The sequence below is a fragment of the Roseivivax sp. CAU 1753 genome, assembly GCF_054482575.1.
This window is the reverse complement of the sequence record NZ_JBTLRF010000006.1, coordinates 1-16,069: the sequence shown is the minus strand read 5'-3', so window position 1 is coordinate 16,069 and position 16,069 is coordinate 1. Positions and strand designations below refer to the sequence as shown.

Annotated in this window: 17 protein-coding genes and 1 pseudogene; 16 read left to right on the top strand and 2 right to left on the bottom strand. The window is 67.0% G+C overall.

Annotation, left to right across the window (positions count from 1 at the left end; genetic code table 11):
* Positions 1–82: 82 nt before the first annotated feature.
* From ruvC to ACXYMN_RS13235, 15 genes are all read left to right on the top strand, one after another.
* The gene (gene ruvC / locus ACXYMN_RS13305; protein WP_459014199.1) at positions 83–634 is read left to right on the top strand and encodes a crossover junction endodeoxyribonuclease RuvC; all 552 of its coding nucleotides are present in this window, start codon (positions 83–85) and stop codon (positions 632–634) included.
* The gene (gene ruvA, locus ACXYMN_RS13300; protein WP_459014198.1) at positions 631–1,311 is read left to right on the top strand and encodes a Holliday junction branch migration protein RuvA; all 681 of its coding nucleotides are present in this window, start codon (positions 631–633) and stop codon (positions 1,309–1,311) included. Before ruvC ends, ruvA begins: the two co-directional genes overlap by 4 nt.
* Positions 1,308–2,333, top strand: a complete 1,026-nt coding sequence (gene ruvB / locus ACXYMN_RS13295) for a Holliday junction branch migration DNA helicase RuvB (protein WP_459014197.1) — start codon at positions 1,308–1,310, stop codon at positions 2,331–2,333. Before ruvA ends, ruvB begins: the two co-directional genes overlap by 4 nt.
* A gap of 256 nt (positions 2,334–2,589) precedes the next feature.
* Complete coding sequence (locus tag ACXYMN_RS13290; RefSeq protein WP_459014195.1) at positions 2,590–3,258, top strand: hypothetical protein; 669 nt, start codon at positions 2,590–2,592, stop codon at positions 3,256–3,258.
* 24 nt (positions 3,259–3,282) lie between these two features.
* A complete protein-coding gene (ybgC, locus tag ACXYMN_RS13285) occupies positions 3,283–3,672 on the top strand; it encodes a tol-pal system-associated acyl-CoA thioesterase (protein ID WP_459014194.1) in 390 nt (129 codons plus the stop codon).
* A gap of 115 nt (positions 3,673–3,787) precedes the next feature.
* Positions 3,788–4,483 carry a protein TolQ gene (tolQ, locus tag ACXYMN_RS13280; protein ID WP_459014193.1) on the top strand — a complete coding sequence of 232 codons (696 nt, stop codon included), beginning with the start codon at positions 3,788–3,790 and terminating at the stop codon, positions 4,481–4,483.
* Between the two features lie 3 nt (positions 4,484–4,486).
* On the top strand, positions 4,487–4,966 hold the full coding sequence (gene tolR / locus ACXYMN_RS13275; protein WP_459014192.1) for a protein TolR: 480 nt from the start codon (positions 4,487–4,489) through the stop codon (positions 4,964–4,966).
* A 13-nt stretch (positions 4,967–4,979) separates the two neighbouring features.
* A complete protein-coding gene (locus ACXYMN_RS13270; protein WP_459014191.1) occupies positions 4,980–6,116 on the top strand; it encodes a cell envelope integrity protein TolA in 1,137 nt (378 codons plus the stop codon).
* Between the two features lie 92 nt (positions 6,117–6,208).
* Positions 6,209–7,528 (top strand): Tol-Pal system beta propeller repeat protein TolB, encoded by a 1,320-nt coding sequence (gene tolB / locus ACXYMN_RS13265; protein ID WP_459014190.1) that lies wholly within the window; start codon positions 6,209–6,211, stop codon positions 7,526–7,528.
* A 139-nt stretch (positions 7,529–7,667) separates the two neighbouring features.
* The gene (gene pal / locus ACXYMN_RS13260; RefSeq protein ID WP_459014188.1) at positions 7,668–8,192 is read left to right on the top strand and encodes a peptidoglycan-associated lipoprotein Pal; all 525 of its coding nucleotides are present in this window, start codon (positions 7,668–7,670) and stop codon (positions 8,190–8,192) included.
* 3 nt (positions 8,193–8,195) lie between these two features.
* Positions 8,196–9,053 (top strand): tol-pal system protein YbgF, encoded by an 858-nt coding sequence (ybgF, locus tag ACXYMN_RS13255; RefSeq protein WP_459014187.1) that lies wholly within the window; start codon positions 8,196–8,198, stop codon positions 9,051–9,053.
* 18 nt (positions 9,054–9,071) lie between these two features.
* Complete coding sequence (gene tilS, locus ACXYMN_RS13250; protein ID WP_459014186.1) at positions 9,072–10,334, top strand: tRNA lysidine(34) synthetase TilS; 1,263 nt, start codon at positions 9,072–9,074, stop codon at positions 10,332–10,334.
* 78 nt (positions 10,335–10,412) lie between these two features.
* A complete protein-coding gene (ftsH, locus tag ACXYMN_RS13245) occupies positions 10,413–12,332 on the top strand; it encodes an ATP-dependent zinc metalloprotease FtsH (protein ID WP_459014456.1) in 1,920 nt (639 codons plus the stop codon).
* On the top strand, positions 12,329–13,105 hold the full coding sequence (locus ACXYMN_RS13240; protein WP_459014185.1) for a methyltransferase domain-containing protein: 777 nt from the start codon (positions 12,329–12,331) through the stop codon (positions 13,103–13,105). Before ftsH ends, ACXYMN_RS13240 begins: the two co-directional genes overlap by 4 nt.
* A 4-nt stretch (positions 13,106–13,109) precedes the next feature.
* The gene (locus tag ACXYMN_RS13235) at positions 13,110–13,709 is read left to right on the top strand and encodes an MOSC domain-containing protein (RefSeq protein ID WP_459014184.1); all 600 of its coding nucleotides are present in this window, start codon (positions 13,110–13,112) and stop codon (positions 13,707–13,709) included.
* Between the two features lie 162 nt (positions 13,710–13,871).
* Here ACXYMN_RS13235 and ACXYMN_RS13230 read toward each other — a convergent pair whose 3' ends face one another.
* Positions 13,872–14,747: a 3-hydroxybutyryl-CoA dehydrogenase gene (locus tag ACXYMN_RS13230; RefSeq protein WP_459014183.1), complete on the bottom strand. Its 876-nt coding sequence runs from the start codon at positions 14,745–14,747 to the stop codon at positions 13,872–13,874.
* 156 nt (positions 14,748–14,903) lie between these two features.
* Here ACXYMN_RS13230 and ACXYMN_RS13225 point away from each other — a divergent pair, with 156 nt between their 5' ends.
* Positions 14,904–15,746 (top strand): DUF6473 family protein, encoded by an 843-nt coding sequence (locus ACXYMN_RS13225; protein ID WP_459014182.1) that lies wholly within the window; start codon positions 14,904–14,906, stop codon positions 15,744–15,746.
* A 202-nt stretch (positions 15,747–15,948) separates the two neighbouring features.
* On the opposite strand, the pseudogene ACXYMN_RS13220 reads toward ACXYMN_RS13225, so the two are convergent.
* Positions 15,949–16,069, bottom strand: a pseudogene (locus ACXYMN_RS13220) (electron transfer flavoprotein subunit alpha/FixB family protein); the annotation flags it as partial.

Below are 16,069 nucleotides of genomic sequence, written 5' to 3'. Positions count from 1 at the left end.
CGCCCTTGCGGGGGCGTGAAATGCCACAGGCCGCACCAAAATCGCCGCCGTCCTGCGCGCGACACGCGATGGCGCTTGGCGGATGTTCCCTTTTCGTGCTAGTCCGGGAAAAACAACAAAAGGCGGGGCAGTCTTGGTCAGGGTATTGGGAATCGATCCGGGATTGCGCAATCTCGGCTGGGGCGTGATCGACGCCGACGGATCGCGCCTGCGCCACGTCGCGAACGGCACCTGCCGCTCCGTTCCGGGTGATCTGGCGCCGCGGCTTCTGGCGCTGCACCGGCAGTTGTGGGCGGTGCTCGAACGATATGCCCCCGAGGTCGCTGCCGTCGAACAGACCTTCGTCAACAAGGACGCGGTGGCCACGCTGAAGCTTGGCCAGGCCCGTGCCATTGCCCTTCTGGTGCCCGCGCAGTTCGGCCTCGAGGTGGGCGAATACGCGCCCAACAAGGTCAAGAAGACGGTTGTCGGGGTCGGCCACGCGCACAAGCAGCAGATCGACCACATGGTCCGCATGCAGCTGCCGGGGGTCGAGATCCATTCGCCCGATGCCGCCGACGCGCTGGCCATCGCGATCTGCCACGCGCATCACGCGCGGGTTCCGCAGATGCGCATCGTCGGAGGTGCCGCATGATCGGTCGCATCGCGGGCCGGGTCGCATACAAGGCCGAGGATCACGCCCTCGTCGATGTGCGCGGGGTCGGCTATATCGTCTACTGCTCGGACCGGACGCTGGCGCAGGTCCCCGGCCCGGGCGAGGCGGTGGCGCTCTATACCGATCTGCTGGTGCGCGAGGATATCCTGCAACTCTTCGGCTTTCTCAGCCTTGTGGAAAAGGAATGGCACCGCCTTTTGATGAGCGTGCAGGGCGTCGGCGCGAAGGCGTCGCTTGCCATCCTGGGCGCGCTGGGGCCGGACGGCGTCAGCCGCGCCATCGCCCTGGGCGACTGGAACGCGGTCAAGGCGGCGCGCGGCATCGGCCCCAAGACCGCGCAACGGGTCGTCAACGAGTTGAAGGACAAGGCCCCGACGGTGATGGCCATGGGCACATCGTCCCTGTCGGACCCCGCAATGGACGACGTCATCGACGCGGACGACACCGACAGGACCGCGGCGCCAAAACCCGCCCCGCAACCGACCCCGCGCCCCTCGGCCTCCGCCCAGTCCGAGGCGCTCTCGGCGCTCGGCAACCTCGGCTACGCGCCCGGTGAGGCCGCCGCCGCCGTGGCCCGCGCCGCCGCCGACGCACCCGAGGCCGACACCGCCGCGCTGATCCGGGCGGCTCTCAAACTGCTGGCACCGAAATCGTGACCGATCCGGACCCCATGCTGCGCCCGGAAACCCACCCCGAAGACCGCGACCGCGCGTTGCGTCCCCAGGTGCTCGACGATTTTGTCGGCCAGGCCGAGGCACGTGCCAACCTGCGCGTCTTTCTGCAATCGGCGCGCAGCCGTGGCGTTGCCATGGACCATACGCTGTTTCACGGCCCGCCCGGGCTCGGCAAGACGACGCTGGCACAGATCATGGCGCGCGAACTGGGGGTGAATTTCCGCATGACCTCGGGCCCGGTGCTGGCCAAGGCCGGTGACCTCGCCGCGATCCTGACCAACCTCGAGGCTCGCGACGTGCTTTTCATCGACGAGATCCACCGCCTGAACCCGGTGGTCGAAGAGGTGCTCTACCCCGCGCTCGAGGATTTCGAACTGGACCTGGTGATCGGCGAAGGCCCCGCCGCCCGCACCGTCCGGATCGAACTTCAGCCCTTCACGCTGGTCGGGGCCACCACGCGTCTCGGCCTGCTCACCACGCCGCTGCGCGACCGCTTCGGCATCCCCACACGGCTGCAATTCTATACCGTCGAAGAGTTGGAATTCATCGTCGCCCGCAACGCCGAGAAGCTGGGCGTGGCCGCCCATCCCGATGGCGCGCGCGAAATCGCCCGCCGCGCCCGGGGCACACCGCGTATCGCCGGCCGCCTGCTGCGCCGCGTCGTCGACTTCGCGGTGGTCGAAGGCGACGGCACCATTTCGCGGGCGCTTGCCGACAACGCGCTGACGCGCCTCGGCGTGGACGGGCTGGGCCTTGACGGGGCCGACCGCCGCTACCTGTCGCTGATCGCGGAAAACTACGCCGGTGGCCCTGTGGGCATCGAGACGATCGCCGCCGCCCTGTCCGAGCCGCGCGATGCCATCGAAGAGGTCATCGAGCCCTACCTGCTGCAACAGGGCCTGATCCAGCGCACGCCCCGGGGCCGCATGCTGGCCAGCAAGGGCTGGAGCCACCTGCGCCTTGCCGCACCCGAACCACCGGGGCAGTCCGGCCTGTTCCAATAGCCGCGCATCACCGATTCCTTCCGGCCTGCCCACGCGGCAAACCTTTACCCGACTTCTGCGCATCGCATTTACTTCCCGCCCGACATTCGGCGCAGCGCCCGGGCATCTGCCGACCGCCCCGCCTTTCCATTTTCCAAATACGCACTCCCGACCCCGCCGCCGCAGCGCCGCCGATCTCCTGCGCACCCGGTTCCGCGCGACCGAAGCGCACCCTCCCCTTGTCCTGCGTTGCCTTGAATGCCAAACACGCGGGACCATGACACCCGGCTCCCAACTTCCCGGCCTCACGCTGTCCGCCGACGATGTCGCGGCGCTGTTCACCCGCTCCGACGGGCACTACGTCTTTGCCCGTTGGGGACGGCCCATCGCGCCCGTCGTCTTTGGCGTCGAGGATCCGACCATCGCCACCATCAAGGGCGCTTTCGAGGCGGTCCTGGCGCTGACCGGGCGCAGTCTGGCCGAAACCGATCCCGAGCTTGGCGCCAACACCATGGTGTTCTTCGTGCGGGACTGGGGCGAATTGCGCGACGTGCCCAATCTCGCGCGGCTGATCGACGGCCTCGGCGCACTGGTCGGGCGGCTTGAACAGGCGGACGCCAATCAATACCGGGTCTTCCGGTTCGATCCCGCGGGGGCCATCCGCGCCTGTTTCATCTTTCTGCGGATGGACGACCAGTTGGCGCAACTGCCCGCCGAGACGCTGGCGCTGGGGCAGGTTGTGCAGTCGGTGCTGCTCTGGTCCGATCGGGCCTTCACCGATCGCTCGCCGCTGGGTCAGCTCGACGATGGTCGCGTCGTGTTGCGCCCGGATATCGCCGGACTGATCCGCGCCGCCTATGATCCGGTGCTGCCCGATATGGCACAGGACCCCGCCCATGCGCTGCGCCTTCATGCGCGCCTCGCCATCTTGCCCCCCGTTTCCTGAGCCCGCATTCCAAGGACGTCCGCCATGACCCACAGCTTCCCGGTCCGTGTCTATTACGAAGACACCGACATGGCCGGCATCGTCTATTACGCCAACTACCTGCGCTATATCGAACGCGCCCGTTCGGACTGGGTGCGCGGCCTCGGGATCGACCAGAATGCCATGCGCGAACGGGACGGCGTCGTCTTCGTCGTCCGCCGGGTCGAGGCCGACTATATCGCCCCCGCGAAGTTCGACGACGCGTTGACGGTCCGCACCGTCACCCGCGCGGTCACCGGCGTGCGCCTGATCATGGGGCAAGAGGTCTGGCGCGGCGAGACGCTGCTGTTCCAGGCCGAGGTCGTCGTGGTCTGCGTCACCGCACATGGCCAGCCCGCCAGATTACCGGCGAATATCCGCCAAAAGCTGCACTGACGGGGGGTCAGGCCGTCCATTCACCGCAATGTGTTGGCTTTGCGTGGCGACTTGACGTATTCGTGCCTTTAAAGCATGGCCCGCAAGAGGCCATCAGGCAGAAAAGAGCAGGCTAATGGAAACCGAAACCCTCGCCCTGGCGCAGGAGATTGATTTCTCCATGTGGGCGCTGTTCGCCCGCGCGACCCTTACCGTGAAACTGGTGATGCTGGCGCTGATCGTGGCCAGCTTCTGGTCGTGGTCGATCATCGTGCAGAAATTCATCGCCTACCGCGCCGCCCGCACCGAGGCCGACCGCTTCGACCGGGCCTTCTGGTCCGGTGAGCCGCTGGACGAGCTGTTCGACCAGATCGGCATGGAGCCGAAGGGCCGGTCCGAACGGATCTTCGCGGCGGGCATGATGGAATGGCGCCGCTCGCACCGCGACGACGGCAACCTGATCGCCGGCGCACAGGCGCGCATCGACCGCTCGATGGATGTGGCGATCCAGAAAGAGGCCGAAGACCTGCAAGGCGGTCTGGCCGTGCTGGCCACCACCGGCTCGGTGACGCCTTTTGTCGGTCTGTTCGGCACGGTCTGGGGTATCATGAACGCCTTCATCGAGATCGCGCAGCAGCAGAACACCAGCCTTGCGGTCGTGGCCCCCGGCATCGCCGAGGCGCTGCTGGCGACCGGCCTCGGCCTGCTGGCGGCGATCCCGGCAGTGATTTTCTACAACAAGTTCTCGGCGGATGCGGAGCGGCTCATCGGCGGCTACGAGGCCTTCGCCGACGAGTTCTCGACCATCCTGTCGCGCCAGTTGGACGGCTGAGCCATGGGCGCGGGTGTCACCAAATCGGGCGGCGGCGGTGGATCACGCAGACGGCGCCGGCGCTCGGGCCGGGTCCAGCCGATGTCCGAGATCAACATCACGCCCTTCGTCGACGTGATGCTGGTGCTTTTGATCATCTTCATGGTGGCGGCACCGCTCTTGACCGTGGGGGTTCCGATCGAGCTGCCCAAGACCGCTGCCACCGCGTTGCCCTCGGACAACGAGGAACCGCTGACCGTCACCATCGACGCGGCGGGCGGCGTGACGATCCAGACCACCGAAGTGGCCCGTGACGAACTGGTCGCGCGACTGCGCGCCATCGCCGAGGAACGCAGCGACGACCGGGTGTATCTGCGCGCCGATGGCGCGGTGCCCTATGAAACGGTGGCGCAGATCATGGGGGCGCTGAATGCGGGCGGGTTTTCCTCGATCGGCCTTGTGACCGATATCGGTGGCCCGGCGCTCAACGCGCAGGGCAATTGAGGGGGCATTCCCCATGACGTCCCCCAGACCATCCCTGAATACGGGCCAGATCGTCTCGGGCATCGGCCACGCGATGCTGATCTTCTATGTGCTGTTCGGCGGCATCTTCCGTTCGAACCCCGATCCGGTCCAGGTGCAGGAGGTGCAGATCCTGTCCGAGGCGGATTTCGCCGCGCTGACCGCCCCTTCCGCACCGCCCGAAGCAACCTCCGAGATTGCGGCCCCGCCAGCCCCCGATGCGTCCGACGCGGTTCCCGAGGCGCCGGATGTTCCTCCGGCGCCGCAAACCCCGCCGCGGCCCAGACCGACGCCCGAGCCGCGTACGGAAACGCCGCCAGAGCCGGTGGCCCCGACGCCGCCCGCAACCATCGCCGACACGCCGCCGGTTCTGCGCCCGCCCACGCCCGAGGCCACCGCGCCCGACATCGCCGCGACGCCAACCCCCGACAGCGCCCCGCGCGTCGCGCCCGACCCGGTGCGCCCGCCGGAACCCGATACCTCGGTGGCCGACGAGATCCAGGACAGCGTCTCGCCGGATGCGCAGACCGACCAGCGCGCCGATGTCGACGCCCAGGAGGCCACCGCCCCCGAAGAGGCCACGACCGAAATCGTCACCGAGGCCGAGGACCCCGCCCGCGCGCCCGCGACCTCTGTGCGTCCGCGGCCCCGGCCCGATCGCGCCGCCGCCACACCGACCCCGGTGCCCGACACGCCGCGCCCCGAGACCGCCGAAACACCGCCCCCCGCCGCGCCCACGGGCGTCGAGGCCGCGCTGGCCGAGGCGCTGGGCGGCGGCGCGCCCGACCCGCAGCCGGACTTGCCCGTCGGGCCACCGATGACCGGCGGCGAACGCGATGCCCTGCGCGTGGCGGTGCAACGCTGCTGGGTGGTCGATGTCGGCAGCCAGGCGGCGAATGTCACCGTCGTTGTGGGCATGCAGATGGACCGGTCGGGCCGCGTCGTGTCAAACTCGCTGCGCATGATCGAGTCCAGCGGCGGCGACCCGTCCGCCGCGCAGACCGCGTTCCAGGCCGCGCGCCGCGCCATCCTGCGCTGTCAGGGCGATGGCTTTCCGCTGCCGCCCGAGAAATACGCCCAGTGGCAGGATATCGAGATGGTCTTCGATCCCTCGGGCATGAGGTTGCGCTGATGGCATGCCTCGCTCTGTTCACGTCTGTTTGTGTTGCCCGCCGTGGTTTGTATGGTGGATTGCGACAAGGCCTCCCGTTGAAAGGTTTGCCGATGAGACCGTTTCTCTCCTGCCTGCTGGCACTGACCCTTGCGCTGCTGGCGCTGCCCGCCCAGGCGCAGGGTCCGCTCAGGATCGAGATCACCGAGGGCGTGATCGAGCCGTTGCCCTTCGCGGCCCCCACCTTCGTGGCCGACAGCGCCGAGACCCAGGCCTATGCGCAGGAAATCAGCGCGGTGGTCCGCTCGGACCTGCTGAACACCGGGCTGTTTCGCGAGATCGCGCGCGACGCCTATATCAGCCAGATCACCAGTTTCGAATCCCCGGTGCAGTTTGCCGACTGGCGCGCGATCAACGCCCAGGCGCTGATCACCGGTGCGGTAAGCCGCGACGGATCGGGCCGGGTGATCGTCAAGTTCCGGGTCTACGACGTCTTCGCGGGCACCGAGCTGGGGCAGGGCATGCAGTTTACCGGCACGCCGGACGGGTTGCGCCGCATGGGCCACAAGGTCGCCGACCAGGTCTATTCGCGGATCACCGGCGAGGGCGGGTATTTCGACAGCCGCGTGGTCTATGTCTCTGAACAGGGGCCCAAGAACGCCCGGCAGAAGCGGCTCGCGATCATGGATTACGACGGGGCCAACCTGCAATACCTGACCGACAGCGCCTCGATCGTGCTGGCGCCGCGCTTTTCGCCCTCGGGCGACCGGGTGATCTATACCAGCTACGCCACCGGAGAGCCGCGCGTGCACGTGCTTGACGTCGGATCGGTGCAAAGCCGCATCCTGCCGACCCAGACCGGGTTGATGAGCTTTGCGCCCCGTTTTGCGCCCGGGGGCCAGAGCCTGCTCTATTCTGCGACCACCGGGTCCAACACCGATATCTATTCCATGGAGATCGCCACCGGGCAGACCATGCAGCTGACCTCCGCGCCCTCGATCGAGACCGCGCCCAGCTTTTCGCCGGACGGGTCCCGCATCGTCTTCGAGAGTGACCGCTCGGGCGGCCAGCAGCTCTATATCATGTCCGCCAATGGCGGAGAGCCGACGCGCATTTCGTTCGGCGAGGGGCGCTATGGCACGCCGGTCTGGTCGCCGCGCGGCGATCTGATCGCGTTCACCAAGCAGAATGCGGGCCGCTTCCATATCGGTGTCATGCGCGTCGATGGCTCCGAGGAGCGGCTGCTGACCGCGTCCTTCCTCGATGAAAGCCCGACCTGGGCCCCGAACGGTCGCGTGCTGATGTTCAGCCGCGAGACGCAGGGGGCGACCGGCTCGTCGTCGCTCTATTCGGTGGATATCTCGGGCCGCAATCTCAAGCGCGTCGAGACGCCGTCAGGCGGGTCGGACCCAAGCTGGGGGCCGTTGCAATAGACCGCGCACCGGTCGGGTCCGGGCGCGACGGATACAGGAGTGGCGGCTGTCCGGGGCGCATCTGCCGGATGGTTTCCAGTGATTCACTTGCCGCGCGCAATATGTTAGCGTGCGCCAAAACAAGAGCAGGATTTGAGTGATGGGCACCTTTACGAAAGCGATGATGGTCCTTGCCGCGGTCGCGCTGGCAGGATGCACGAACCCCGACCGCTTCGGCGCGGGCGATGGCGACATGGGCGCGGGCAGCGGCATGAACACCGGCACCGGCATCGTGCCCGGCAGCGCCAATGACCCCAACTCGCCCGCCTATTTCGCCCAGACGATCGGCGACCGGGTGCTGTTTGCCGTCGATCAGTCGACGCTGTCGCCCGAGGCACAGGCGACGCTGGCGCAGCAGGCGCGATGGCTGCTGACGAATGTCAGCTATCAGGCCAAGATCGAGGGCCACGCGGATGAGCAGGGCACGCGCGAGTACAACCTGGCGCTCGGTGCGCGGCGGGCCAATTCGGTGATGGAATACCTTGTGGCGCAGGGCGTGGCACAGAACCGCCTGACCTTCGTCACCTACGGCAAGGAACGCCCGCTCGAAATCTGCTCGACCGAGGCGTGCTACATGAAGAACCGCCGCGCGGTCACCGTGATCGCCGCAAGCGGGGTAAGCTAAGCCATGATGCGCGCTGCCCTTTTCGCCCTGACGCTGGCGGCGACGCCGCTTGCGGCACAGACGGCCGACACCTTGGCCGACATCCAGCAGGACCTGTCCGTGCTGAGTTTCGAGATGCAGAAACTCAAGCGCGAACTGTCGACGACCAGCGGTTCGGACGTGCAGGTCGGCGGCGGCACCATCGACCGGGTGAATGCCATCGAGGCCGCCTTGCAGCGCCTGACCGCCCAGACCGAGCAGATGCAGTTCCGCATCGATCAGATCGTGCAGGACGGCACCAACCGGATCGGCGATCTGCAATTCCGTCTGTGCGAACTGGAGCCGGGCTGCGATGTCGGCGCGCTTGGCGACACGCCGCCCCTGGGCGGCACGCCCCCGACCACCGCCGCCACACCCCCGCCGCCGACTGCCGCGGGCGTGGCGGAAGAGCCCGGATCGGGCGATGACGCGCTGCCCGCGATGGGCGGCGCGCAGCTGGCCGCCGCCGAGGAGGCCGACTTCCGGGCGGCGCAGGCGGCGCTGACCTCGGGCCAGTATCAGGCCGCCGCCGATCGCTTCGCGGCGTTCCGGCAGGCCTATCCGGGCAGTCCGCTCGATGCCGCAGCCCTCTTGGGCCGGGGCCGTGCGCTTGACGAATTGGGCGATACCCGCGAAGCCTCGCGCGCCTATCTCGAAGCCTGGAACACCTATCCCGACGCGCCGACCGCCCCCGAGGCGCTGTTTCTTCTCGGGCGTGGCCTGGGCAGGCTCGGCTCGAACCAGGAAGCCTGCGTGACCCTGGCCGAGGTGGCGACGCGCTATCCCGGCACCGACGCCGTGGCCCGTGCGCAATCCGAACGCTCGGCGCTTGGATGCCAGTGACCGCGCGGTGACAGCCCGGTGACGGACGCCTCCTCGCTCGACGACCGGTTTGCCACCGCGATGGGCCAGAGCCTCGGCCCGGATTTTCCATCCGAGATCGGCCTTGCCGTCTCGGGTGGGGGCGATTCCATGGCGATGCTGGCGCTGGCGCATAACTGGACCCGGCGCTGGGGTGTGGCGTTGCGCGTGGTGACGGTGGATCACGGCCTGCGCCCCGGCTCCGCCGATGAGGCGAACCTCGTGGCCGAGGAATGCCGCAACCTTGGCTGGCCGCACGACACGCTGAAATGGCAGGGCTGGGACGGGCGCGGCAACCTGCAGGACGCCGCCCGCCGCGCCCGGCTGTCGCTGATCGACGGCTGGCGGCAGGGCATGCGCGATGTGCTTTTCGCGCATACCGCCGACGACCAGGCCGAAACGGTATTGATGCGTCTCAAGCGCGGCTCGGGAGTCGAGGGGCTGTCGGGCATGTCCGCCATCCGCAAGGTCGGGGCCATGCGCATCGTCCGCCCGCTTCTGAACGAGCGCCGCGAGGCTCTGCGCTTCTATCTCAGGGTGATGCGCATACCCTTCGCCGACGACCCCTCGAACGAGGATGACACCTTCGAGAGGGTGCGCATGCGCAAGCTTCTGGCGACGCTGGAAGACGCGGGTCTGTCCGCCGCCGCCCTGACCGAGACCGCCCGCCGCATGGCCCGCGCCCGAGAGGCCCTTGCCGCCCGCGCCGCCGATATCGCCACGCGGATCACACGCGCCGAATGGGGTCAGATCGTGATCGACCGCGACGGCTTTGCCGAGACCGAGCGTGACACCCAGATGCGACTGCTGGCCGCCGCGCTGCAATTCGTCGCGGGTAGTGTCTACCGGCCCCGGGCCGAGGCGCTGGAGGCGATGCTCGATGCGGCGCGGTCGGGGCAGGGTGGCACCCTTGCCGGTGCGGCGCTGCATGTGGACAAGGGCGAATTGCGCATCATCCGGGAACTGAAGGCGGTCGAAGAGATGCGGACGCAGGCGGGACCGGGCCAGCTCTGGGATGGCAGATGGCGGGTCGAGGGTCCGTCTGTCGATGGTCTGACCGTGCGTGTTCTGGGCACGCGCGGATGGTCGCAGATCCCGGACAAGCCGCAGGTACCCCCCCGCTTCCGCGAGGCATTGTCCCTGCCTGCGGTGTTCAGCGGCGACAGGCTCGTCGCTTGCGCGCCACTTGGGTTCGGGCCGGCCCATACCTGCCGCTTCGACGCCGCGGCCCCCAGCCTCGCGCGCTTCTTGCTGTCGCATTGAACGTCCCGGACTTATGCCTATGTTATGACGAAATCGGTCATGCTATGGGCCGGTCAAAGTTTTCACAGGAGAATGTCTTTGGGCAACGCGCGCAACATCGCATTCTGGGTCGTGCTCTTTCTGCTCGTCCTGGCGCTCTTCAACCTGTTCTCAGGCGGCAACAACACGCTGCAAAGCCGCGAAGCTCCCTATTCGGACTTCGTCGCAGCGGTCGAGGACCAGGCCGTCACGTCGGCCACCATCGACGGTGAGCAGGTGCGCTACCGCACTCAGGACGGCACCGACTATGTCACCATCAAGCCGGAAGATGCCGAGGTTACCAACCTTCTCGTCACCAACAACGTGCCGGTGCGCGCCGAGGCGCAGGAACAGTCGGGGGTGCAGTCCTTCCTGATCTCGCTCTTGCCGTTCCTGCTGCTGATCGGGGTCTGGATCTACTTCATGAACCGGATGCAGGGCGGCGGTCGCGGCGGTGCGATGGGATTCGGCAAGTCCAAGGCGAAGCTGTTGACCGAAAAGCACGGTCGCGTGACCTTCGATGACGTCGCGGGCATCGACGAGGCCAAGGAAGAGCTTGAAGAGATCGTCGAGTTCTTGCGCAACCCGCAGAAATTCTCGCGGCTCGGCGGCAAGATCCCCAAGGGTGCGTTGCTGGTCGGTCCTCCGGGCACCGGCAAGACGCTGCTCGCGCGTGCCATCGCGGGCGAGGCCGGCGTGCCGTTCTTCACCATCTCGGGGTCGGACTTCGTCGAGATGTTCGTCGGTGTCGGTGCCTCGCGGGTGCGCGACATGTTCGAGCAGGCCAAGAAGAACGCCCCCTGCATCGTCTTCATCGACGAGATTGACGCCGTCGGTCGCAACCGCGGGTCCGGCTATGGCGGCGGCAATGACGAACGCGAACAGACCCTGAACCAGTTGCTGGTCGAGATGGACGGCTTCGAGGCAAATGAAGGCGTCATCATCGTCGCGGCCACCAACCGCCGCGACGTTCTCGACCCGGCATTGCTGCGTCCCGGCCGCTTCGACCGTCAGGTCACCGTGCCCAACCCCGACGTCAAGGGCCGCGAGAAGATCCTCGGTGTTCATGCCCGCAAGACGCCGCTTGGCCCCGATGTCGACCTGCGCATCATCGCGCGCGGCACGCCCGGCTTTTCGGGTGCGGATCTGGCGAACCTCGTCAACGAGGCCGCGCTGATGGCGGCCCGGATCGGACGGCGCTTTGTCACCATGGTCGATTTCGAAGAGGCCAAGGACAAGGTCATGATGGGTGCCGAACGGCGGTCCATGGTGCTGACCGCCGAGCAGAAGGAAAAGACCGCCTTTCACGAGGCCGGTCACGCCATCGTTGGCATGGAGTTGCCGCAATGCGATCCGGTCTACAAGGCCACGATCATTCCGCGCGGCGGTGCGCTGGGTATGGTGGTGTCGCTGCCCGAGATCGACCGCCTGAACTGGCACAAGTCCGAATGCGAAGAGAAGCTCGCGATGACCATGGCCGGCAAGGCCGCCGAAGTCATCAAATACGGCGAAGACAACGTCTCGAACGGACCGGCGGGCGACATCCAGCAGGCCTCTGCACTGGCCCGCGCCATGGTGCTGCGCTGGGGCATGTCGGAAAAGATCGGCAATATCGACTATTCCGAGGCGCATGAAGGCTATTCCGGCCAGACCGCGGGCCTGTCGGTGTCGGCGCATACCAAGGAACTGATCGAGGCCGAGGTTAAGCGCTTCATCCAGGACGGCTATGAGCGCGCCTACGCGATCCTCATGGAAAAGAAGGAAGAGTGGACGCGTCTGGCCGAAGGTCTGCTGGAATACGAGACACTGACCGGCGAAGAGATCGCTCGCGTCGTGAAAGGCGAACCGCCGCAGTCGGATAACAACGACAAGGGCAGTGCCTCGGGCGACGACGATGACAAGCCCTCGGTGGTGGCGATCCCCAAGACCAAGCCCAAGGCAAAGCCCGCGGGCGATCTCGAGCCTGAACCCTCCGCATGAGCGCAGCCGTCGATAACGACTGGAACCCCGGGATCTACCACAGATTCCGGGGTTTGCGTCTGCGTCCCGCTTTGGATCTGTTGCGCTCGATCGGGCCGCTGCCCGAAGGCGACGTGATCGATCTTGGCTGCGGAACCGGGGCTGTCAGCCCGGCGTTGGGGCAGTTGCGCCGCCGCCTCGTGGGGGTCGATACCAGCCCCGCCATGCTCGACCATGCCGAACGCACCGGCTCATACGCCACCACCGAAGAGATGAACCTCGCCGATTGGCGGGCCGAGACGCCGCCCGCGATGATCTTCGCCAACGCATCGCTGCACTGGGTTCATGGCCACGAGACGCTGATGCCGCGACTGGCCGGGATGCTGACCAAGGGCGGCGTTCTGGCGGTGCAGATGCCGAACCAGAACCGCGCGCCGTCGCACCGGCTCTGGCTGCAGATCGCGGACGAGCTGTTTCCGCACAGGGTCGATCGCGAGTTGCTGCCCCGCGTCCTGCTGTCAGCGGAATATCACCGGCTGCTGTCGCCGCTTGGGCAGGTCACCTTGTGGGAAACGGAGTATTACCAGGAACTGGCCCCCGACGCCGAAGGCCATCCGGTGCGCCGCTTCACCGAGGCGACCTTTGCCCGTCCGATCCTGGCCGCCCTGTCCAAGGACGAACGGACGCGGCTGATCACCGAGTATGAACGCGTGATCGACAAGGCCTACCCCGAAGGCCCGAGCGGTACGGTGCTGTTTCCCTTCCGCCGCCTGTTCTTCACGCTGACGGTCTGACCCGATGCCCGCGCTGAAGCCGACGACGTTCAGCGCCAGTATCGTCTGGCTGGGGCGTGTCACCTCCGAAACACAGGCAATCCGGTCCGCGCCCGTGACCGACATCGCGCTCGACTGGGCCGGGGTCCCGGGCGACACCCATGCCGGTCTGACCCGCCCGTCCTGCTCGCGGCTCGTCTCGCAATATCCGCGTGGCACCGAGATCCGCAATGTGCGCCAGCTGTCGATCCTGTCGTCCGAGGAACTGGCCGAAATCGCGGTGCAGATGGGCGTGGCCGCGCTTGACCCGGAATGGCTCGGGGCGACCATGGTGGTCAGTGGTCTGCCGGACTTCTCGACCCTGCCGCCGTCATCGCGGCTGCAACTGGACGATGGCGGAATGCTGGTCGTCGATATGCAGAACCGTCCCTGCCAGCTGCCCGCGCGCGAGATTGCCGCGACCCATCCGGAGGCCGCAAAGCGCTTCAGGACAGCCGCCGCCAACCGGCGCGGGGTGACCGCATGGGTGGAACGGCCGGGCCGGCTGACGCTTGGCGGTACGCTCAGGCTGCATGTGCCGGATCAGCCGATCTGGGCACATTCCGAGGCGCTGCGCGGCGGCTGAGCTTCCGGCCTGGCCCATCCCGCGAGGCCCCGGGTCGGGGCCGGGACTGCGCGCCTGAGAAGGCCGCCGGGTGCCAAACCCGTGCGTACGGTCGTGGCGTCCGTGCCGTCAGCGCCGCATCTGCCCCGGACCCCGATCCGGGGCCTCATGCCGCGCCGCGCCTCAACGCGTCGGAACCGCCACGTCACCGCGGTAATCGTAGAACCCCCGGTCGGTTTTCCGGCCCAGCCATCCCGCCTCGACATATTTCGACAAGAGCGGGCAGGGCCGGTATTTGGTATCGCCCAGCCCGTCATGCAGCACGTTCATGATCGCAAGGCAGGTATCCAGCCCGATGAAATCGGCCAGCTCGAACGGCCCCATCGGATGGTTCGCGCCCAGCTTCATCGCCTGATCGATGGAGTTCACGTTGCCGACCCCCTCGAGCAGGGTATAGGCCGCCTCGTTGATCATCGGCATCAGGATGCGGTTGACGATGAAGCCGGGGAAATCCTCGGCGCTGGCAGCGGTCTTGCCCAGCCGTTCGACCACGCCGAGGCAGGTCTCGTAGGTCGCCTGATCGGTCTGGATGCCGCGGATCAGCTCGACCAGCGACATCACCGGAACCGGGTTCATGAAATGGAACCCCATGAAGCGTTCGGGCCGGTCGGTGCGGCTTGCCAGCCGGGTAATCGAGATCGACGAGGTGTTCGTGGTCAGGATCGTGTCGGCGTTCAGGTGCGGGGCAAGGGTCTCGAAGATCTGGGTCTTGATGTCTTCGCGTTCGGTCGCGGCCTCGATGACCAGATCGGTCGCGCCCAGCTCGGTCAGCACCTGCGTCGTCGTGATCCGTGCCAGCCCCGCGTCCCGATCCCCGGCGGTGATCTTGTCGCGGCTGACCTGCCGGTCGAGGTTCGCGCCGATCTGGGCGACCGCCGCCTCGAGCGCATCGGCGCTGATGTCGTTCAGGATGACGTCATAGCCTGCCATGGCCATCACATGCGCGATTCCGTTGCCCATCTGCCCGGCGCCAACGACGCCTACGGTCCTGATCTCCATGTCCTGCCTTCTTCGATTGCCAAATTTTCCCGGTGACCCCGTGTCGTTCGGATCGCCGTCCTTGTCCAGAATGCGTCGGGAAAAGTTGCGGCCTTAACAAAGGCTCAAACCGAATCGGTCAGAGATGAGGCTTACAGGAACGCCGGTGTGCCAAACATGTATAGCAACGACATCCGCGGCGGGCTCAATTACGCGCCCTGTCGCTATGGCAAAAGCCGCTTGCGGTTTCGTGGCCCCATGCCCGATCTTTCGGCGGGATATGTTGCCTGTCTTGGCGGGACAGAGACGTTCGGTCGCTTCCTGCCGGATCCCTGGCCGCAACTTCTGGGGCATCGACTGGGGCGCGCGGTGGCGAATTTCGGTCAGGTGAACGCCGGGCTCGATCTGTTCCTGCACGATCCCGAGGTTCTGGGCCTCGCCGCCGAGGCCGAGCTGTGCGTGATGCAGGTCATGGGCGCGCAGAACATGTCGAACCGGTTCTATTCGGTGCACCCGCGCCGGAATGACCGCTTTGTCAGGGCGTCGGACGCGCTGTGCACCTTGTATCCGGAAGTGGACTTCAGCCAGATCACCTTTACCGGTGCGCTGATGACCGCCTTGTTCGAAGCGTCGGCAGACCGGTTCGAGCTGGTCGTGCGCGAGGTGCAGGTGGCGTGGATCTCGCGGATGAAACTGATCCTTGGGCATCTGCCGCGCCCGGTGCACCTCGTCTGGATGGCGGAACGACCGCCGCCAGCCACCACTCGCGCGACCATGATCCCGCCGCTGCCGGACCCCAGCTTCGTGACCCGCGGGATGCTGGATGCGCTCGGATCGCACAACAACGGTGTCGTCGAGGTGGTCGAACCACGGGAAGACCACACCACCAAGGGCATGGTATTTTCAGAGTTCGACGCCTTGCTCGCGGACGGCATGTTGAGCCCGCTGGCCCATGATCGCGCGGCGTTGGAACTGGCCGACCGGATCCGCACGCCGCGGCCGCTGGAGGATCCGACATGAGGCCGCCCGGGCGCAACCGGAAGGCAGCAGCGCCGTGATCGGGGCCTTTGTGGAAAACCTGAGACAGATGCTCTGGCTGATCTGTTGCGCGCCAAGGTCCGGCAAGGCGCCCGCCCGGCGCCGCCGCGCAGGAAAAAGGCCTGCCCCAACCGGGACAGGCCTGCTCGGTCGTGCAACCGGGCCGATCGCCCGGCTGACGGGTTCAAAGTTTCTCGGTCAGTTCCGGGACCAGGTCGAAGAGGTCTCCGACGAGGCCGTAATCCGCGACCTGGAAGATCGGCGCTTCCTCGTCCTTGTTGATGGCGACGATGACCTTGGAGTCC